Source organism: Flavonifractor plautii ATCC 29863 (assembly GCF_000239295.1).
Lineage (GTDB): Bacteria > Bacillota > Clostridia > Oscillospirales > Oscillospiraceae > Flavonifractor > Flavonifractor plautii.
This window is the reverse complement of sequence record NZ_JH417664.1, coordinates 1-17,964: the sequence shown is the minus strand read 5'-3', so window position 1 is coordinate 17,964 and position 17,964 is coordinate 1. Positions and strand designations below refer to the sequence as shown.

At 66.3% G+C, this 17,964-nt stretch carries 18 protein-coding genes and 1 riboswitch; of the genes, 11 read left to right on the top strand and 7 right to left on the bottom strand.

Features of this window, described 5'->3' with window-relative positions; all coding sequences use genetic code 11:
- The coding region (locus HMPREF0372_RS03245; RefSeq protein WP_007488946.1) for a branched-chain amino acid aminotransferase at window positions 1–1,043 on the bottom strand (1,043 nt) is incomplete at its 3' end.
- A 209-nt stretch (window positions 1,044–1,252) separates the two neighbouring features.
- Here HMPREF0372_RS03245 and HMPREF0372_RS03240 point away from each other — a divergent pair.
- The 10 genes from HMPREF0372_RS03240 (at window position 1,253) to HMPREF0372_RS20985 (ending at window position 11,462) form a co-directional block, all read left to right on the top strand.
- A complete protein-coding gene (locus tag HMPREF0372_RS03240; RefSeq protein ID WP_007488945.1) occupies window positions 1,253–3,247 on the top strand; it encodes a DHH family phosphoesterase in 1,995 nt (664 codons plus the stop codon).
- Between the two features lie 5 nt (window positions 3,248–3,252).
- Entirely contained in the window at window positions 3,253–3,990 is a 738-nt protein-coding gene (locus tag HMPREF0372_RS03235; RefSeq protein WP_155116955.1) for a hypothetical protein, read from the top strand.
- 34 nt (window positions 3,991–4,024) lie between these two features.
- Window positions 4,025–4,471, top strand: a complete 447-nt coding sequence (rplI, locus tag HMPREF0372_RS03230; protein WP_007488943.1) for a 50S ribosomal protein L9 — start codon at window positions 4,025–4,027, stop codon at window positions 4,469–4,471.
- Window positions 4,472–4,632: 161 nt separating this feature from the next.
- The gene (gene dnaB / locus HMPREF0372_RS03225) at window positions 4,633–5,985 is read left to right on the top strand and encodes a replicative DNA helicase (protein WP_007488942.1); all 1,353 of its coding nucleotides are present in this window, start codon (window positions 4,633–4,635) and stop codon (window positions 5,983–5,985) included.
- A gap of 77 nt (window positions 5,986–6,062) precedes the next feature.
- Window positions 6,063–7,433, top strand: a complete 1,371-nt coding sequence (gene tilS, locus HMPREF0372_RS03220) for a tRNA lysidine(34) synthetase TilS (RefSeq protein ID WP_007488941.1) — start codon at window positions 6,063–6,065, stop codon at window positions 7,431–7,433.
- 9 nt (window positions 7,434–7,442) lie between these two features.
- The gene (gene hpt / locus HMPREF0372_RS03215) at window positions 7,443–8,000 is read left to right on the top strand and encodes a hypoxanthine phosphoribosyltransferase (protein WP_007488939.1); all 558 of its coding nucleotides are present in this window, start codon (window positions 7,443–7,445) and stop codon (window positions 7,998–8,000) included.
- A gap of 47 nt (window positions 8,001–8,047) precedes the next feature.
- On the top strand, window positions 8,048–9,994 hold the full coding sequence (ftsH, locus tag HMPREF0372_RS03210) for an ATP-dependent zinc metalloprotease FtsH (RefSeq protein WP_140402445.1): 1,947 nt from the start codon (window positions 8,048–8,050) through the stop codon (window positions 9,992–9,994).
- Complete coding sequence (locus HMPREF0372_RS03205) at window positions 9,981–10,490, top strand: O-acetyl-ADP-ribose deacetylase (RefSeq protein ID WP_007488935.1); 510 nt, start codon at window positions 9,981–9,983, stop codon at window positions 10,488–10,490. Before ftsH ends, HMPREF0372_RS03205 begins: the two co-directional genes overlap by 14 nt.
- Before the next feature lie 150 nt (window positions 10,491–10,640).
- Window positions 10,641–11,270 carry a peptidoglycan recognition protein family protein gene (locus tag HMPREF0372_RS03200; RefSeq protein WP_007488934.1) on the top strand — a complete coding sequence of 210 codons (630 nt, stop codon included), beginning with the start codon at window positions 10,641–10,643 and terminating at the stop codon, window positions 11,268–11,270.
- Window positions 11,271–11,336: 66 nt separating this feature from the next.
- Window positions 11,337–11,462, top strand: coding sequence for a hypothetical protein (locus HMPREF0372_RS20985; RefSeq protein ID WP_007488932.1), 126 nt, complete (start codon window positions 11,337–11,339; stop codon window positions 11,460–11,462).
- A gap of 57 nt (window positions 11,463–11,519) precedes the next feature.
- On the opposite strand, the gene HMPREF0372_RS03195 is transcribed toward HMPREF0372_RS20985, so the two are convergent.
- The 6 genes from HMPREF0372_RS03195 to HMPREF0372_RS03170 all read right to left on the bottom strand — a co-directional run bounded on the left by HMPREF0372_RS03195 (window position 11,520) and on the right by HMPREF0372_RS03170 (window position 16,502).
- Window positions 11,520–12,059 carry a GNAT family N-acetyltransferase gene (locus HMPREF0372_RS03195; protein WP_007488931.1) on the bottom strand — a complete coding sequence of 180 codons (540 nt, stop codon included), beginning with the start codon at window positions 12,057–12,059 and terminating at the stop codon, window positions 11,520–11,522.
- 3 nt (window positions 12,060–12,062) lie between these two features.
- Window positions 12,063–12,680 (bottom strand): TatD family nuclease-associated radical SAM protein, encoded by a 618-nt coding sequence (locus tag HMPREF0372_RS03190; protein ID WP_007488930.1) that lies wholly within the window; start codon window positions 12,678–12,680, stop codon window positions 12,063–12,065.
- 64 nt (window positions 12,681–12,744) lie between these two features.
- Window positions 12,745–13,512, bottom strand: coding sequence for a TatD family hydrolase (locus tag HMPREF0372_RS03185; protein WP_007488929.1), 768 nt, complete (start codon window positions 13,510–13,512; stop codon window positions 12,745–12,747).
- Window positions 13,513–13,610: 98 nt separating this feature from the next.
- Entirely contained in the window at window positions 13,611–14,987 is a 1,377-nt protein-coding gene (locus HMPREF0372_RS03180; RefSeq protein ID WP_039996593.1) for a sensor histidine kinase, read from the bottom strand.
- Window positions 14,972–15,637, bottom strand: a complete 666-nt coding sequence (locus tag HMPREF0372_RS03175) for a response regulator transcription factor (protein ID WP_007488927.1) — start codon at window positions 15,635–15,637, stop codon at window positions 14,972–14,974. The genes HMPREF0372_RS03180 and HMPREF0372_RS03175 overlap by 16 nt, the downstream gene beginning before the upstream one ends.
- A gap of 10 nt (window positions 15,638–15,647) precedes the next feature.
- Window positions 15,648–16,502 carry a TraX family protein gene (locus tag HMPREF0372_RS03170; RefSeq protein WP_007488926.1) on the bottom strand — a complete coding sequence of 285 codons (855 nt, stop codon included), beginning with the start codon at window positions 16,500–16,502 and terminating at the stop codon, window positions 15,648–15,650.
- Window positions 16,503–16,618: 116 nt separating this feature from the next.
- Window positions 16,619–16,691: riboswitch (Fluoride riboswitch) on the top strand.
- Between the two features lie 51 nt (window positions 16,692–16,742).
- On the opposite strand from HMPREF0372_RS03170, the gene HMPREF0372_RS03165 reads away from it, so the two are divergent.
- Entirely contained in the window at window positions 16,743–17,927 is a 1,185-nt protein-coding gene (locus HMPREF0372_RS03165) for a cation:proton antiporter domain-containing protein (RefSeq protein WP_007488924.1), read from the top strand.
- Window positions 17,928–17,964: the final 37 nt, after the last annotated feature.

The following is a 17,964-nucleotide window of genomic DNA, read 5'->3' as shown; positions in this document are numbered from 1 at the left end:
AAGGGATCGGGCCGGGTACCCCACTGGATGCCGGTGAGGGTGTCGTACAGGCGCTGGGCCAGGGGGCCGATCTTGCCGCCGTTGACCACCACGTGCCGGTCCTCCCAGCCCATCTCGCCGATGGGGGAGATGACGGCGGCGGTGCCGGTGCCCCAGGCCTCTTTCAGCGTGCCGTCGGCCCCGGCGTCAAAGAGCTCCTGGGCGGTGATCAGCCGCTCCTCCACCTTCAGCCCCCAGGACTTCAGCAGCTCCAGGCAGGACTTGCGGGTGATGCCGGGCAGAACCGAGCCGGTGAGCTCCGGGGTGAGCACGGTATCGCCCACCTGGAACATGACGTTCATGGAGCCCACTTCCTCAATATACTTCCGGTGAACGCCGTCCAGCCAGAGCACCTGGGCGTAGCCGTTCTGCTCCGCCCGCTCCCCGGCGCGGATGGAGGCGGCGTAGTTGCCGCCGCACTTGGTGTAGCCGGTGCCGCCCTTGACGGCGCGGACGTCCTCGTTCTCCACATAGATCTTCACCGGGTTGATTCCCTCGGCGTAGTATGCGCCCACCGGGCAGGTGATGATGCAGAACAGGTAGTCGTGGGCGGCGTGCACGCCCAGGGAGGGAGTGGTGGCGATGATGAAGGGGCGGATATACAGGGAGGTGCCCGGTTTGGAGGGCACCCAGCCGGTCTCCAGGCGCACGAGCTGCTCAATGGCGGCCAGGGCGTCCTCCTCCGACAGGGGGGGGATGCACATGCGCTCACAGGAGGAGTTGATGCGCCGGACGTTCTCCATGGGGCGGAAGAGCTGCACCCCGCCGTCGGGGCCGCGGTAGGCCTTCAGGCCCTCAAAGACCTCCTGGGCATAGTGGAGCACCATGGCGGAGGGCTCCAGGGCGAGGGGGCCGTAGGGCACGATGCGCCCGTCGTGCCAGCCCTGACCGGCGGTGTAGTCCATGATAAACATATGGTCGGTAAAGGTCTTGCCGAAGACCAGCGTGTCGGGATCGGGCTTCGGCTTGAGCACCGCGGCGCGCTGCACGGGATATTCCTTCATGGGAATGCCTCCTCGATCGTTCATTTGTTTTCCAAAAGTATGGCAGTACAGGGGAAAAAAGAATGTAAAGCATGATACAATACCCGGAATATTCTATCACAAGGCAAGAACCAGGGCAAGCGGGCTTGTTTTTGGGGCGGCCCTTTGATATAATAATATCTCTTATTATGTGTGTTCTGCACCGAACGACCTGCTTGGGAGGTGTCTCAATGCGGAAAAACAAGCTGACCCATCTGCTGGAGCCCAGCCTGCGGCTCTACTTTGTGTTCCTGCTCCTCTTCGCCGCGGTGTCGGCCCTGTTCAGCGTGGCAGTGGCGGTGATCGAGGCGGCGGTGGTGGCGGTGCTCTACCTCTACTTCCGGCGCAGCAACGCCCAGAGGCAGAAGGAGATCATCAAATACATCGAGAGCGTCACCTGCAACATGGACACGGCCACCAAGGATACCATGGTCAACGCCCCGCTGCCCATGGTGATCTTCCGGCCGGAGAACGACGAGGTCATCTGGTCCAACGACCGCTTTCTCCAGCTCACCGGCGAGCGGGAGCACCTGTTCGACACCAAAATCACCGCGGCGGTGCCTGACTTCTCCTCCCGCTGGCTCATGGAGGGCAAGACTGAGTGCCCCACCGAGGTGCGCATCGGGGAACGGCGCTTCCTGGTCTTCGGCCACCTGGTCCGCACCGAGGATCAGGGCGGGCGGGGCTACCTGGCCACCACCTACTGGGTGGACGTCACCGACTTCGCCCAGGTGCGGGACATCTACTATTCCACCCGGCCGGTGGTGGGGATTCTCACCGTGGACAACTATGAGGAGCTGATGAAGGGGGCCACCGACTCCGCCCGCTCCGCCATGCGCAGCGGCATCGACGAGCGGCTGGCCCAGTGGGTGGCCCCGGCCCAGGGGCTGTTCTGCCGGTACGAGCGGGACCGCTACCTCTTTGTCTTTGAGGAGCGGTTTCTGGCCCAGTTTCAGGAGGGCAAGTTCTCCATCCTGGAGACGGTGCGGGAGGTGGTCAGCCCCTCGGGCATCCAGGCCACCCTGTCCATCGGAATCGGCAAGGACGCCGACACCCTGGCCGAGCTGTTCCAGTACGCGGCCCTGTCGGTGGAGATGGCCCTGAGCCGGGGCGGCGACCAGGCGGTTATCAAGAACAAGTTCAACTTTGAGTTCTACGGCGGCCGCACCAAGGAGCTGGAGAAGCGCACCAAGGTCAAGAGCCGGGTCATGGCCAACGCCCTGGGCGAGCTGATGGCCGACGCCTCCCGGGTGTTTGTCATGGGCCACAAGTACCCCGACATGGACTGCATCGGCGCCGCCGCCGGCGTGTGCGCCATGGCCCGGAAGAAGGGCGCGCCGGTGCACATCATCAAGGAGGCCGGGCAGAACCCGGCCAGCGAGATGTCCGAGCGGCTGGGGGGGCTGGGCGAGTACAAGGATGTGTTCCTCTCCCAGCAGGATGCCATCCTGCTGGCCGACGCCAACTGCCTGCTGGTGGTGGTGGACACCAACCGGCCCGAGCAGGTGGTGAGCCAGGATCTGCTGGAGGCGGTGCACAAGGTGGCGGTGATCGACCACCACCGCCGGGCCTCCTCCTATATCGCAGATGCGGCTCTCAATTTCCACGAGCCCTACGCCTCCTCCGCCAGCGAGCTGGTCACCGAGCTGCTCCAGTACCTGCTGGAGCCCGCCGACCTGCTCAAGACCGAGGCGGAGGCCCTGCTGGCCGGGATGGTACTGGACACCAAGCAGTTTACCATGCGTACCGGCAGCCGCACCTTTGAGGCCGCCGCCTTTCTCCGCCGCTCGGGTGCGGACACCGGCGACGTCAAGAAGCTGTTCCAGAACGACCTGGAGGGCACCATCGCCAAGTACGACATTATTCAGAACGCCAAAATGTACCATGAGGGCATTGCCGTAGCCAAGGTGGACCACACCGTGGGCCGCATTACCGCCGCCCAGGCCGCCGACGAGCTGCTCAACATCTCGGGCATCGACACCTCCTTCGTCCTCTTCCCCGACCAGGAGGGGCGGGTGATCCTCTCCGCCCGCAGCATGGGGGACGTGAACGTGCAGGTGGTGCTGGAGAAGCTGGGCGGCGGTGGCAACGCCGCCACCGCCGGCGCCCAGGTGCCGGGCAAAGGCGTGGACGAGGTCAACGATATGCTCCTCCAGGCCATTGACGCATATCTGGAGGAGGAGTGAGAACTGTGAAACGACCGCTGGTGCTGTTGGCGGCCGGCCTGGCGCTGGTTCTGGGTGCCTGCACCGCCCCGGCGGCAGAGGCCCCCACGCCCCCGGCGGAGGTCACTCCGGCCTCGACGGAGGCCCCAGCTCCGGCGGAGCCCCCCATCCCGGACTGGATGGCGGACCAGCCGGCGCCCGCTTTCCTGGACGCGGAGCAGCAGGCGCTCTTCCTGCGGGCGTACAGCGCCGCCAGCTTCCTCATGGGCTGCTCCACCAGCGGCGTGGACAGCTATCCCCTGGACGGCGGCGATCCGCCGGAGCTGGGGGACTATGAGACGGTCACCCTGGACAGCGGCTGGACCTATCTGGTGGCCCAGGGGCGGTACGCCCGGTGGGAGGACTTCCAGGCCATGCTGGACGGCATCTTCACCCCGGCGTACCAGGAGGAGCTGCTGTGGGCGGAGAATATGAACGGGGAGCGATTCCCCATCTTCACCGCCGATGGGGAGGGCCGGACGTGCTTCCTGGATATGGAGCGGGGCAGCAGTCTGGAGTATGGCTGGGCCGATGTGCCGGACACCTATGAGCTGGTGAGCCAAAGCGAGGACGCTGTGGAGTTTTACTTGGTGGGGCATTACGCCGATCTGACTGTGCAGCCGGATGAGACGGGCGCCCGCCCGCTCAGCACAGAGCGCTGGCCCATTCGCATGGAGCGCACCGCCGACGGCTGGCGGGTGTCGGAATTTCACGTGCCCTATTGAATAAGTTTTGAGATTTGGAAAGGAAGTTATCCCGATGAAAGTGATTTTGCAGCAGGACGTGAAGGGCCAGGGCAAGAAGGGCCAGATGATCGAGGCCAGCGACGGCTACGCCCGCAATTTTCTCCTGCCCCGGAAGCTGGCGGTGCCCGCCACGGCGGAGAACGTCAACACCATGAAGATGCAGGAGAAGGCCAAAAAGGCCCAGGAGGCCGCCGAGAAGGCGGAGGCAGAGGCCACCGCCGCCAAGCTCAAGGAGCTGACCGTGAAGGTAGTGGCCAAGGGCGGCAACGGCGGGCGGCTGTTCGGCGCAGTGACCAGCAAGGAGATCGCCGACGCCCTCCAGGCCCAGCACGGCATCGCCATCCCTAAGACCAAGATCGTCCAGGACGAGCCCATCAAGGCCTTCGGCGGCTATGAGCTGAAGGTCAAGCTGGGGTACGAGGTCACCGGCACCCTCAAGGTGGTCGTGGCCGAGGCCTGAACCGGGAACGGGAGGGCAAAGAGGCCGTCCCTGTATACGCTCAGCCGGTCTGCCCTGGGTAGGGGCGGCCTTTATGGCCGCCCGCGGGCGCTCACAGGGGTCGCCCCTGCGGCGTTTGTGTTTTATCCCGCCCGCATTTTACGCTCCCGGAGGTGAGGAACATGCCAAGTGAAGAGGAGCTTTTGACCCGGCAGATGCCCCACAGCACCGAGGCCGAACAGTCCGTGCTCGGCTCCATGCTCATTGACGCCCGCTGCGTGCCCGAGGTGATCGAGGCCCTCCGGCCGGAGGACTTCTATCTGCGCACCAACCGGGAGATCTATGAGACCATCTACTCCATGTTCAACTTCTCCCTCACCATCGACCCGGTGACGGTGCTGGAGCACATGAAGCAGAACGGGGTGTACGACGAGAACACCTCCCGCAATTACGTCCTCCAGCTCATGGAGATCACCCCCACGGCGGCCAACGTGAAGGAGTACGTGGCCATCGTCAAGGACAAGGCCCTGCTGCGGCGCATCGCCGAGACGGCGGGAGAGCTGACTGCCATGGTGCAAGAGGGCACCGGCACCGCCCAGGAGGTGCTGGAGGCGGCGGAGCAGCGCATCTACGCCATCCGCCAGGGCCGGTCCGCCCAGGGTCTGGCCCACATCTCCAGCGTCATCCTCAATGTGTACGAGCGGCTCAACGAGCTGGCCGCCAGCGACTCGGCGGTACCCGGCCTGTCCACCGGCCTGCCCGACGTGGATATGGCCATCTCGGGCCTGAACAAGTCCGATCTGATCCTCCTGGCCGCCCGCCCCGGCATGGGCAAGACCTCCTTCGCCCTGAATATGCTCCTCCACGCGGGCAAGTTCTCCAGCAAGACGGTGGTCTTCTTCTCCCTGGAGATGAGCCGGGAGCAGCTGGCCATGCGCCTCATCTCCGGCGAGAGCTTTGTGGACAACAAAAAGCTGGTCACCGGCAAGCTGGGGGAGGAGGACTGGACCAAGATCGCCGCCGCCTCGGCGGCCCTCAACCAGACGCAGATTTTAATCGACGACAACCCCTCCCTCTCCGTGGCCGATATGAACGCCAAGTGCCGCCGGGTGGATAATCTGGGGCTGGTGGTCATAGACTACCTCCAGCTTATGACCTCCGCCGGCGGGCCCACCCGCAGCGGCGACAACCGCCAGCAGATCGTCTCCGACATCTCCCGCGCCCTGAAGATCATGGCCAAGGAGCTGAACGTGCCGGTGGTGTGCCTGTCCCAGCTCTCCCGCGGCCCGGAGAGCCGCTCCGACAAGCGGCCCATGCTCTCCGACCTGCGTGAGTCGGGCGCCATCGAGCAGGACGCCGACATCGTTATGTTCCTCTACCGGGACGACTACTACAACGACAGCGACGAGAACCACAACCTGGCCGAGTGCATCATCGCCAAGAACCGCCACGGCGAGACCCGCACCGTGGAGCTCCAGTGGCTGCCCGAGTACACCACCTTCTCGTCCATCGACCGGAGGCACAGCGAATATTGACGCGGAATGGGGCGATGTAGGCATCGCCCCCTACGTAGGGGCGAATGCCCACATCCGCCCACCGTAAAGGAGACTTTATGCTGGAAACCATCAAAGCCCTGACAACCGAATACGACATGCTCCCCCGGGGGGGCACGGTGCTGTGCGCCGTGTCCGGCGGTGCGGATTCCATGTGCCTGCTTCACCTGCTCCACACCTGGGCCGGAGAGGGGGGCTTCCGGGTGGCGGCCGCCCACTACAACCACAACCTGCGCGGGGCCGAATCCGACCGGGACGCCGCCTTTGTGGCGGAGTGGTGCGCCGGGCAGGACATCCCCTGCGTCATTGGCGCGGGCGACGTGGCCCATGAGGCCAGGGCCCGGGGCCTGGGGGTGGAGGAGACCGCCCGCCAGATGCGCTATGAATTCCTGCGGGGGGCGGCGGACGCCATGGGCTGTGGACGCATCGCCACCGCCCACAGCGCCGACGACAATCTGGAGACCCTGCTGCTCCACCTGGTGCGGGGGGCGGGGCTCCACGGACTGGCGGGTATCCCGCCCCGGCGGGGAGTGGTGGTGCGCCCCCTGCTCACCACCTCCCGGGCGGAGATTGTGGCCTACCTGGAGGCCAACGGCGTGGCCCACGTGGAGGACAGCAGCAACACCGACGAGGGCTACGCCCGCAACCGCATCCGCCGCCAGGTGGTGCCGGTGCTGCGTCAGCTCAATCCCCGCCTCACTGAGAGCGCCGCGGAGACCATGGGCTACCTGCGCACCGACAACGACTATCTGAACGCCCAGGCCGCTGCGGCCTGTCAGAACGCCCGGTGGGCGGAGGACGACCTGGTGATCGAGGCCAGGTACATCGCCCAGCTCCCGGCGGCTATCGCCCCCCGTGCGGTGCGCCGCCTGCTGGAGATGATGGGGGACGGCAGCACCAACTGCTCCGCCGCCCACCTCAAGGCGGTGGTGGAGCTGGCCCGGGGAGACGACCCCTCCGCCGTGGTGTTCCTGCCCGGCGGACGGCTGGCTCAGCGGGTATACAGGGAGTTGCTGCTCACCACCCAGTCCGACCCCCTGCCCCCCTTTCTGCCCACGCCTCTGGCCCTGGACGGTGAGACCGAGGTGGAGGGCACGCCCTGGCGGGTGCGCTGCCGCCCGGTACGCTGCCCGGACGAGAGCGAGCGGAAGCCCGGGGCCCTGTATCTGGCCCAGGGGGCGCTGGAGGGTCCCCTGGTGCTCCGCCCCCGGCAGACGGGAGACGCGGTTACACTGCCCGGGCGGGGTGGAACCAAGACGCTGAAAAAGCTGTTTATTGACGAAAAGGTGCCCCGCCGGGAGCGGGAGCGGATTCCGGTTCTGGCCGACGGTCGGGGCGTGGCCGCGGTGGCGGGCTTCGGGCCTGAGCAGAGCCGGACGGCCGTCCCTGGACAGGCGGCCTATGAGCTGTTATTCTGGAAGAAAGAGTGAGGGAGAGGTATGGAACACATGCTGGACAAGGACGTGGAGCGGGTGCTCTTTTCCGAGGAGGAGCTGCACCGGCGGGTGGCGGAGATCGCCGCCGAGATCGACCGGGACTACGCAGGGAGGGAGCCCCTGCTGGTCAGCGTATTGCGGGGCTCCTTCGTGTTTATGGCGGACCTGGTGCGCCAGATCCACCTGCCCTGCACCGTGGACTTCATGGCGGTGTCCTCCTATGGGGCGGGCACGGCCAGCTCCGGGCAGGTCAGGATCATCAAGGATCTCAGCGAGCACATCGAGGGCCGCGACGTGATCGTGGTGGAGGACATTCTGGACAGCGGCAACACCCTGAGCTATCTGCTCCAGCTCCTCCAGGCCCGCAGCCCCGCCTCCGTGCGGCTGTGCACCCTGCTGGATAAGCCCTCCCGCCGCACCAAGGAGGTGGAGCTGCACTACTCCGGCTTTACCATCCCCGACTACTTTGTGGTGGGCTACGGGCTGGACTATGCGGAAAAATACCGCAACCTGCCCTACATAGGCATTCTTAAGCCCTGTGTGTACGGAGGAGAGGAATAACGGGCGCCTGAGGCGCCCAATCTGCCCGGAAAGGACGTGTCCGCAGTTTGAAACGAAACGGAAGCCTGCGCGATGTGGGCTTTTACCTGCTCATCGCCGTGGTTCTGCTGATGACCATCTTCGCCCTCCGGGGCGGGATGGGGAATCAGGAGAAGGTCACCTATGCCCAGGTGCGCCAGCTGCTGGAGCAGCAGATGGTGAGCCGGGTCTCCCTGGAGGACAATACCGTGACCCTGTACCTGAAGGAGCCCCAGGGCGGCCAGAGTGTGCTCACCTATCAGATCGGCAACCCGGACTGGTTCTACCAGGACTTTAACGACCTCATTGTGGAACAGAAGCGGCAGGGGATCATCACCGACTACGACTATCCCCAGGGTTGGGTGCCTCCCTACTGGATGAGCTTTATCCCGTGGATCGTCATCCTGGTGGTGTTCGGCCTGCTGTGGTACTTCATGTTCCTGCGCCAGGCCGGGGCCGGCGGGGGCGGAGGAGGCGGCGGCGGTGTGGATCGCACCGCCCGCTTCGGCCGCGCCCGCACCCGCACCGGCGCCGACGAGCAGAAGAAGGTCACCTTTGAGGACGTGGCCGGCGCCGAGGAGGAGAAGGGGGAGCTCCAGGAGATTGTGGAGTTCCTCCGGGACCCCAAGCGGTTTCTGGAGCTGGGGGCCCGCATCCCCAAGGGCGTGCTGCTGGTAGGCCCGCCGGGCACCGGCAAGACCCTGCTGGCCAAGGCCGTGGCCGGCGAGGCGGGGGTTCACTTCCTCTCCATCTCCGGCTCCGACTTTGTGGAGCTCTACGTGGGCGTGGGCGCCTCCCGCGTCCGCGACCTGTTTGACCAGGCCAAGAAGAACGCCCCCGCCATCGTCTTTATCGACGAGATCGACGCCGTGGGCCGCCAGCGCGGCGCCGGCCTGGGCGGCGGCCACGACGAGCGGGAGCAGACCCTCAACCAGCTCCTGGTGGAGATGGACGGCTTCGGCAACAATGAGGGCGTGGTGGTCATGGCGGCCACCAACCGGCAGGACATCCTGGACCCCGCCCTCCTGCGCCCCGGCCGCTTCGACCGGCAGGTATACGTGGGACACCCCGACATCAAGGGCCGGGAGGCCATCCTGAAGGTCCATGCCCGCAACAAGCCCCTGGGGGACGACGTGTCCCTGGCGGAGCTGGCCAAGGGCACCGGCGGTTTCACCGGCGCCGATCTGGAGAACCTGATGAACGAGGCCGCCCTCCTGGCCGCCCGCAGACACCACCGCTTCATCAGCATGGCCGAGCTCAACGAGGCGGTGATCAAGGTGATCGCCGGGCCGGAGAAGAAGAGCCGGGTGGTCATCGAGCGGGAGCGGAAGCTCACCGCCTACCACGAGGCGGGCCACGCCATTGTCATCCACGACCTGCCCACCCAGGACCCGGTGCATGAGATCACCATCATCCCCCGGGGCATGGCCGGCGGCATGACCATCTCCCTGCCCCAGGAGGACGTGACCTTCCAGACCAGGCAGCAGCTCACCGAGCGCATCGCCGTCTGCCTGGGCGGCCGGGCCGCCGAGCAGTTGGCTTTGGGGGACATCTCCACCGGCGCGGGCAACGACCTGCAAAAGGCCAGCGCCATCGCCCGCAACATGGTCACCCGCTACGGCATGAGCGGGAAGGTGGGCAATGTGGTCTTCGACTCCGGCCACGACGAGGTATTCATCGGCCGCTCCATGGCCCAGACCAAGAACTACTCCGAGGAGGTGGCTGCCCTCATCGATGAGGAGGTGAAGGCCCTGGTGGACGGGGCCTACGCCCGCTGCGGGGAGATCCTCACCCATCGCCGGAGGGAGCTGGACATCGTGGCGGAGTATCTGCTCCAGTACGAGAACATGGACGCCAAGACCTTCGAGCAGGTCTTTACCGACCCGGCGGCGCTCCAGCCCCCGGCGGCCTATCAGGCTGTGGAGGCCGAGGCGGAGCAGGACGCCCGCGAGGAGGAGGAGCATGGCGCAGATTGAGTGCGTGCTGGGCGACATCACCCGGATTGAGGTCGATGCCATTGTCAACGCCGCCAACCGTACCCTGCTGGGGGGCGGCGGTGTGGACGGAGCCATCCACCGGGCGGCCGGCCCGGAGCTGTTGGCCGAGTGCCGTACCCTCCACGGCTGTGAGACCGGGCAGGCTAAGATTACAAAGGGTTATAAATTGCCCGCAAAATACGTGATTCACACCCCCGGCCCCATCTGGAAGGGGGGCGGCCACGGAGAGGCGGAGCTCCTGGCCTCCTGCTACCGGAGCAGCCTGACCCTGGCCGTGGAGCACGGCTGCCGGACGGTGGCCTTTCCCGCCATCTCCGCCGGGGTGTACGGCTACCCGCTGGCGGAGGCGGCCGCCATCGCGGTGAATACAGTGCGTGATTTTGCGGCGCAGGATAACACATTGGAGACCGTCACCTTTGTCTGCTTTCTGCCCGAGGTCAAGGCGGCCTTCGACCAGGCCCTCCGCGAACCATAAACCAGCCCCCCGGCGCCGGCCGGGGGGCTTTTTGTCCGGCCGACCGGGCAGATCCCGCGGGGGCGGAGGCAAAACGTAAGAAAACCGTAAAAGACGGCGGGGCAAAACCCTGCTATAATAGAGATAAATTTGTGGAAAGGAGGGGGAAGCATGCCCGTAGAGACTCCGGTACGCCGCCGGTGGCGGGTGAGGCACCGGCCCCGGCTGATTCCGTGTCTGCTGGCCCTGGTGGCGGTGCTGCTGGTCATCAAGTGGATCGACCCCTTCGCCCCCGGGGAGCGCCCCCTGCCGGAGACGCCGGACTGGATCACGGTGGAGCTGCTCCCCCTCAACGAGTTCTCCCGGCCCGGCACGCCTCTGGAGGAGGTCAACGGCATCGTCATCCACTACGTGGGCAACCCGGGTACCACGGCGGCGCAGAACCACAGCTTTTTCACCAACCTGGCCCAGACGGGGGAGACCTACGCCTCCAGCCACTTCCTGGTGGGGCTGGACGGAGAGGTGCTCCAGAACGTCCCGCTCAACGAGGTGGCCTACTGCTCCAACCAGCGCAACGACGACACGATCTCCATCGAGTGTTGCCACCCGGACGACAGCGGGGAATTCACCTCCGCCACCTATGAGTCCCTGGTGCGCCTCACCCGCTGGCTCATGGAGGAGTACGGCCTCGACACCAGCCAGGTGATCCGCCACTATGATGTGACGGGGAAGCTCTGCCCCAAGGCCTTTGTGGAGCACCCGGAGGAGTGGGAGCGGTTCTTGCGGGCCCTGGAGGAATAGTCCTGTTTATTGGACGGCGTATTTCTTATACTGTACTCACAACGAGACAGAAAGGAGCGCTGACCAATGAATTACGAGATTCGCTATGTACGCGGGCATGTGGAGGTTTACGACCAGATGGGCCGCTTCCGGTTCTCCGCCGACTCCGAGTGGGAGGCGCTGGAGGAGCTGGAGCAGGACTCCGCCGCATGAGTGAAGCTAAAATGAAGGGCGTCCGGCCAAAGGCCGGACGCCCTTTTTTGTTTGTGGTCAGGGAATGGAGCGGCGCGCCAAGTAGAGGAGATGTGTCCTTGCTCCGCTGTAGTATCGGGCTGGAAAGGTATCTGCTCGAAGCATACCGAGACGTTCCGCTACAGCGATAGAGGGCCGATTGTCTGCCTTGATGATCGCGTGGACGATCGGCTGCTCCAACTGATGGAAGGCATACTGCATACAACCCTTGGCCGCCTCAGTAGCATAACCCTGGTGCCAGAATTGCTGTTTCAGCAGATAGCCTACCTCCAGCACCCGCGTGTTCCGATAGGGCTGTAAGGTCAGCCCGGCCTGCCCAATCATGCAGCCAGTATTCTTTATACAAACAGCCCACAGGCCAAAGCCATGGAACAGATAACGGCCCCGCTGCCGCCCCAGCCACTGATATACATCCTGATTTGTAAAAGTATGTTCGTAGGCATACATAACAGCGGGATTCTGGAGTATTTCCGCCAAATCCGAGGCATCCCGGATCTCCAGCTCCCGCAAGGCTAGGCGTTCTGTCTCCAAGATTATGCCGGATCGCCATGCTTCCACGGCTCAGTCCTCAATGTAGGCCCGGATGCGGAGGGTGACGCCCAAGTCCTCGGTCAGCCTGCGGCAGCGGGCGATCTCCTCCGGCGTCTTGTCCTTGTCCACGATGGTCATGACCACGTGGGGCACGTACTCCCGGCACTCCCGGGCAAAGTCCAGCATGGCGTCCCACGCCTGCACACCCTGGCGGGGCTTGGTAACGGCGCAGTACTCCTCCGGCGTGGAGCCGTTGAGGGAGATGGAGATGGTGTCGACGCGCCCCTGGAGCAGGGGGGCCACGTCCCGGCCCAGGAACAGGTTGGCGTGGCCGTTGGTGTTGATGCGCACCGGTGGCAGGTTGGGCACCCGCTTTTTCAGCTCGTCCACCAGCCACACGATGTCGTCGGTGCGGTACATGGGCTCTCCGAAGCCGCAGAACACCAGCTCCCGGTACTGGGAGAAGTCCCGGGCCAGCAGGTTGTCCAGGGCCTCCTGCCGGGTGGGCTCGTGCTCCAGCCACAGGTCGTCGGCGTAGATGGAGCCCTTGTGGCCGTTGTGGCGCAGGCAGAATACGCAGGCGCAGTCGCACCTGTTGGTGAGGTTCACGTAGAGCGCGCCCTCATACTCATAGGAAATGGTCATCATAGTGGATTACCTCCCTTATCAATTCAGAGCCAGGATGGACGGGCGGCCGGAGGCCGTCCGCCCCTCAGGCGATGCCAAAGAACTTCTTGCCGTTCTCCAGGGTGACGGCCTCCACCTCGTCCCGGGTGAGGCCCCGGAGCTGGGCCACCGTCTCGGCGGAGCGGGCGATCATGGTGGAGTCGCACCGCTGGCCCCGGTACGGCTCGGGGGCCATATAGGGGGCGTCGGTCTCCAGCATCAGCCGGTCCAGGGGCAGCCAGCGGAGGATGTCGGGGGCCCGGCGGGCGTTCTTGAAGGTGATGTTGCCGGTGAAGGAGAGCATCCAGCCCTTGTCCACCAGCACCTTGGCGTCCTCCAGGCTGCCGGAATAGCAGTGGAACACCCCACGGACGCCGGGGTGGGCGCGGACGATGTCCAGGCAGTCCCGGTGGGCATCCCGGTCGTGGACGATGGCGGGGAGGTTGAGCTCCTCCGCCAGGGAGAGCTGGGCGTCGAAGAAGTCCCGGGAGTTGGCCCGCTCCTCCGGCGTCTTGAGCCAGTAGTAGTCCAGGCCGATCTCCCCCACCGCCACCACCTTCGGGTGGGCGCACAGGGCCTTGACGGCGTCCAGATCGGAGAGGGCCGCCCCCTCCAGATTTTCCGGGTGGTATCCGGCGGCAGCGTAGAGAAAGCCGTACCGCTCCGCCAGGGCGATGGACTGGCGGGAGGACTCCAGATCGCAGCCGGGGCAGACCACCAGGGCCACCCCCCGGCCGGGGAGGGAGGCGAGCAGCGCGTCCCGGTCGGCGTCGAAGGCCTCGTCGTAGTAGTGGGCGTGGGTGTCAAAAATCATAGGGCAGACCTCACAGTGTTGGGATGGGTTCTCCCTCTATGATAGCGCGGAACGGGCAAAAATACAAGAAGGCGGCGCGGAAAACCGCGCCGCCTTCTTCAGAGGGGCAGGGTGAGGGCCGCCCGGGCCCCCCGGCCGGTGTTGGACAGCTCCAGCGTCCCGCCGTGGCGGCGGGCGGTCTGGCGGGCGAAGGTGAGACCCATGCCCATGTGACCGTCCTGGGGGCGGCTGGCGTCGCCGGTGTAAAAGCCCCGCCCCGCCCGGGCCAGGGCCTCGGGGGAGAAGCCGGGGCCGGAGTCCTCCACGGCCACGGTGAGTACGGCCTCCTCCACATACGCCGACAGGCGCACCGCGCCCCCCGCCGGGGTGAAGCGGGCGGCGTTGTCCAGCAGGTTGAGCACCGCCCGGTCCAACTCTGACCGGAACAGGGTACAGGGGCGGGAGGCGGGGCAGTCCAGAGAAAAGCGCAGCCCCCTGGGGGCGCACAGGCCGCGCCCAGCGGCCGCCCAGCCCTCCGCCAGCGCGGACAGTTCCGCCGTCGCCCGGCCGCCCACCTCCGCCGGGCCCCCGGCGGCGGTGAGGGCGCGGAGCTGCTCCATATAGTCCCGGATGCGTCCGGCGCTGCGGAGAATGGCGTCCACGCGCTCCCGCTGGGCGGGGGAGAGGGCGTCCTCCTCCAGCAGCTCCGCGCTGCCGCTGACGATGGACAGGGGGGTCTTGAGGTCGTGGGCCAGGGCGGCCAGCGCCTGGGTGCGCTCCTGCTCCATGGCCCACTGCTCGGACAGAGACCGGGCCAGGGCCTGCCGTAGCTGCTCCATGGCGGCCAGGCTCTCCCCCAGCTCCCGCACCCGGGCGCCCCCGTCCAGGGGGACGTCCAGCCGCCGGGCGGCGATGGCCCCGGTGGCGGCGGTGAGGAGGGCGGCGTCCCGCCGGAGCAGGCCGGCGAAGTGCCGGGTGGAGAGGGCCCCGGCGGCCAGCCAGGCCGCCAGCAGTACCGCCGTGGCGCAGGTCTGGAACTCCGGAAGCCTCCCCTGGAGCGCGGGGGAGCCGTAGGGCATGGAGTAGTCGAACTGGAGCAGGCACACCGTGCCGTCGGGGAGCTGGGCAGAGCGGTGGTACTGCTGGTAGGGGAAGCCGTGGAGGGTGCGGTTGCCCTCCAGCGCGGCCTGGGCATAGCCCAGGCGCCGCTCGTTCATGCCGCGCTGCCCCACCACCTGGGCGGAGCCGTCGAAGGTGGCCCAGCGGTAGTAGTGGGGCAGCTCCGCCGGGGTCAGCTCCCCGGCCTCCAGGGCGCGGACCAGCCCGTCCGCCTGCCCGGCGGCGGTGCCCGCCGGGAGGACAAAGCCGCTGCGGAGCAGGGCGGACAGGCCGCCCCACCAGAGGACGGCCAGCAGCACCACCGCTCCGCCGGTGACGAGCAGGTAGCGCCAGAACAGGGCGGTGAGCCCCGTCCGCCGCCTCATGCGCTTTCCCATTTGTAGCCCACCCCCCACACGGTCTGGATGGGGGAGAGCCCCACGGCCCGCAGCTTGGCGCGGATGTTCTTGATGTGCTCCGTGATGGCGGAGGAGTCCGCCGTGCCGTCAAAGCCGAATACCGCCTCGTAGATCTGCTCCTTGGTGAAGGTCTGGGCGGGGTGGGCGGCGAGATGGGCGCAGATGGCATACTCGCTTCGGGTCAGGTGCAGCGGTTCCTCCCCGCAGTAGACGGCCCGCTCCTCCAGATCAAAGTCCAGCCCGCCGCGGCGGATGCGGCTGCGGGGCGCCCGGGACTCCCGCCGCAGGTGAGCGGCCACCCGGGCCCGCAGCTCCGCGATGCGGAAGGGCTTGGACAGGTAGTCGTCCCCGCCCAGCCCCAGGCCGGTGAGCACGTCGGCCTCCTCGGTCTTGGCGGTGAGAAAAAGAATGGGGCAGGCGGCCAGGGCGCGGATGCGGCGGCAGGTGGCAAAGCCGTCCTCCCCCGGCATCATCACGTCCAGGAGAATGCAGTCTGCCCAGCGGCAGTGGGCCTCGCTCACCGCCCCACCGCGGTCGAGGAGGGAGACCTGGTGTCCGTCCCGCTCCAGGGCGGTTTTCAGCAGGGCGCGGAGATCCCCGTCGTCGTCCACCACCAGAATATGGGCCATGGATACCACCTCAGTTCAGCAGAAGATAGAGCCCCCACGACAGGGCGTAGAGGATGTAAATATGGGCGGGATAGAAGGCGTAGAACAGCCGCTTGTGGCCTCCGCCCCGCTGCCCATTATAGCACAGCATGAGGGGCGCGGCCAGGATGCCGTAGATCTCGTAGTACCGGGTGAAGAACTGGCTCCAGGCGAAATCGGGCATCTGGGAGGCCATGAGGCCCATATACACCACCCCGTAAAGAAAATAGAACACGGCGAAGGCCAGTACCTGCCCCCTCCGGTTCCGGCGGAACAGGTAGAGCACCAGCCCCATGGCCAGCACCGGCCAACTGCTGTCCCCGGTGGTGCCCCAGGCGGGGAGAACGGAGTAGGCCGCCAGGCCCACGGGGGTGGCCAGGGCGGGGACGGCCAGGGAGAGGGCGGAGGCCAGGAAGGGCCAGGCCAGGGGGAGAAGAAGCGCCGCCAGGCCCCGGACAATATGCCGCCGGCCCAGCCAGTCGATGCCTTGGAACATCACCATGAGAATCACAAAGGTGGTCATCATGCCGTTGGCGGGGTAGAACCCGTCGGGCCGCACCAGCACGTGGGCAAAGGCCATGAAGAAGAACAGGAGAGACATGGCGGTGGAGAGGACGTAGACCCTTGCGAAGTACCGCTTCCGGCTGTGGGTGTGGGTGAAGCCCTCCACCAGGCAGAACAGGAACAGGGGCGCGCCCAGCCGCCCCACCATACTGAACCATTCGGGGACGCACCCGGTAAAGCTGAAAAAGTAGTGAATGTGGTCCAGCACCATGGTGACCAGGGCGATCCATTTCAGCCCCGTCTCGGACAACCCCCGGGCGGGGGTGATATGATGTGTTTCCATTGCGGACAGCTCCTTTTTGTGGTCTGTCCACAGGATAGCAGGTAATTCTAAGGAATCTCTAAGGATATCGAAAAAGGCGGTCTTGACAGGGGAAGGGATGTATGGTAGGATAGCAGCCGGAACACGGGAATGAGGTTCTCCCGGGGCGCTGGCCCGAACCGCCGCTTGGCTGATGACTTCTGCAAGAGATTGCAGGGGGCATTGGCTTTTTTTCTGCCCTCTGGAGAGGAATGATTTGTTATGTTAACCAGCCTCGCCTATGTGCTGCTGCTGGGCATGGCCCTGGGGGCCCTAGCCCGCAGGCTCCGCCTGCCGTCCCTGGTGGGGATGCTGCTGGCGGGGATTCTGCTGGGGCCCTGCGTACTCAACCTGCTCAGCCCATCCCTGTTAGGTATTTCCGCAGACCTGCGGCAGCTCGCCCTGGTGATCATCCTCACCCGGGCGGGCCTGTCCCTGGAGCTGGAGGATCTGCGCCGGGCCGGGCGGCCCGCCGTGCTGCTGTGCTTCGTGCCCGCTTCCTTTGAGGTGCTGGGCATGGTGTTGCTGGCTCCCCGGCTGCTGGGGGTGGACGTGTTGGACGCCGCCATTATGGGCGCAGTGGTGGGGGCGGTGTCCCCCGCGGTCATCGTTCCCCGGATGCTCAGGCTGATGGAGGAGGGCTATGGCGCAGACAAGGGCATCCCCCAGATGATTCTCGCCGGGGCCTCGGTGGACGATGTGTTCGTCATCGTCCTCTTTACCTCCTTTACCGGCATGGCTCAGGGAGGCAGCTTTTCCCCTGCGGCCCTGGCGGGGGTGCCGGTATCCATTGTGCTGGGTGGGGCGGCGGGCCTGGGGCTGGGATACGTCCTGGCTAAATGCTTCACCCGCTTCCACCTGCGGGACTCGGCCAAGGTGGTGGTGCTGCTGGCGCTGGCTTTCCTGCTGGTTGCCCTGGAGGACGCGGCGGAGGGGGTGGTCCCCTTCTCCGGGCTGCTGGCTGTTCTGGGGACGGGCCTGGGCCTGCGCCGTTGGCGGAGGCCGGCGGCGGAGCGGCTCACTGCCAAGTTCGGTAAGCTGTGGGTGGCGGCCGAGGTGATGCTCTTTGTCCTGGTGGGGGCCGAGGTGGACATCGGCTACGCCGCGGCGGCAGGGCTGGCCGCCGTGGCCACGGTGCTGGGGGTGCTGTGTTTCCGGGCCGTGGGGGTGCTCCTCTGCGTGGCGGGGAGCCGCCTGAGCGGACGGGAGCGGCTGTTTGCCGTGCTGGCCTATCTGCCCAAAGCTACAGTGCAGGCCGCCATCGGCGGTGTCCCTCTGGCCATGGGCCTGGCCTGTGGGCAGGTGGTGCTCACCGTGGCGGTAGTCGCTATCCTGGTCACTGCCCCCTTGGGGGCCCTGGCCATCGACCTGAGCTTCCGGCGCCTGCTGCGCCGGGACAGGGGATAGAGAACAGCAAGGGGCGCGCCTGCAAACGCAGGCGCGC

Coding starts and splice junctions, on each gene's coding strand:
- HMPREF0372_RS03240 (WP_007488945.1), top strand. CDS start 1,253: ATGCGGAAAAACAAGCTGACCCATCTGCTGGAGCCCAGCCTGCGGCTC.
- HMPREF0372_RS03200 (WP_007488934.1), top strand. CDS start 10,641: ATGCCCGTAGAGACTCCGGTACGCCGCCGGTGGCGGGTGAGGCACCGG.
- HMPREF0372_RS03190 (WP_007488930.1), bottom strand. CDS start 12,680: ATGATGACCATTTCCTATGAGTATGAGGGCGCGCTCTACGTGAACCTC.
- HMPREF0372_RS03175 (WP_007488927.1), bottom strand. CDS start 15,637: ATGGCCCATATTCTGGTGGTGGACGACGACGGGGATCTCCGCGCCCTG.
- HMPREF0372_RS03185 (WP_007488929.1), bottom strand. CDS start 13,512: ATGATTTTTGACACCCACGCCCACTACTACGACGAGGCCTTCGACGCC.
- HMPREF0372_RS03205 (WP_007488935.1), top strand. CDS start 9,981: ATGGCGCAGATTGAGTGCGTGCTGGGCGACATCACCCGGATTGAGGTC.
- tilS (WP_007488941.1), top strand. CDS start 6,063: ATGCTGGAAACCATCAAAGCCCTGACAACCGAATACGACATGCTCCCC.
- hpt (WP_007488939.1), top strand. CDS start 7,443: ATGGAACACATGCTGGACAAGGACGTGGAGCGGGTGCTCTTTTCCGAG.
- HMPREF0372_RS03170 (WP_007488926.1), bottom strand. CDS start 16,502: ATGGAAACACATCATATCACCCCCGCCCGGGGGTTGTCCGAGACGGGG.
- rplI (WP_007488943.1), top strand. CDS start 4,025: ATGAAAGTGATTTTGCAGCAGGACGTGAAGGGCCAGGGCAAGAAGGGC.
- HMPREF0372_RS03180 (WP_039996593.1), bottom strand. CDS start 14,987: ATGGGAAAGCGCATGAGGCGGCGGACGGGGCTCACCGCCCTGTTCTGG.
- HMPREF0372_RS03165 (WP_007488924.1), top strand. CDS start 16,743: ATGTTAACCAGCCTCGCCTATGTGCTGCTGCTGGGCATGGCCCTGGGG.
- HMPREF0372_RS20985 (WP_007488932.1), top strand. CDS start 11,337: ATGAATTACGAGATTCGCTATGTACGCGGGCATGTGGAGGTTTACGAC.
- dnaB (WP_007488942.1), top strand. CDS start 4,633: ATGCCAAGTGAAGAGGAGCTTTTGACCCGGCAGATGCCCCACAGCACC.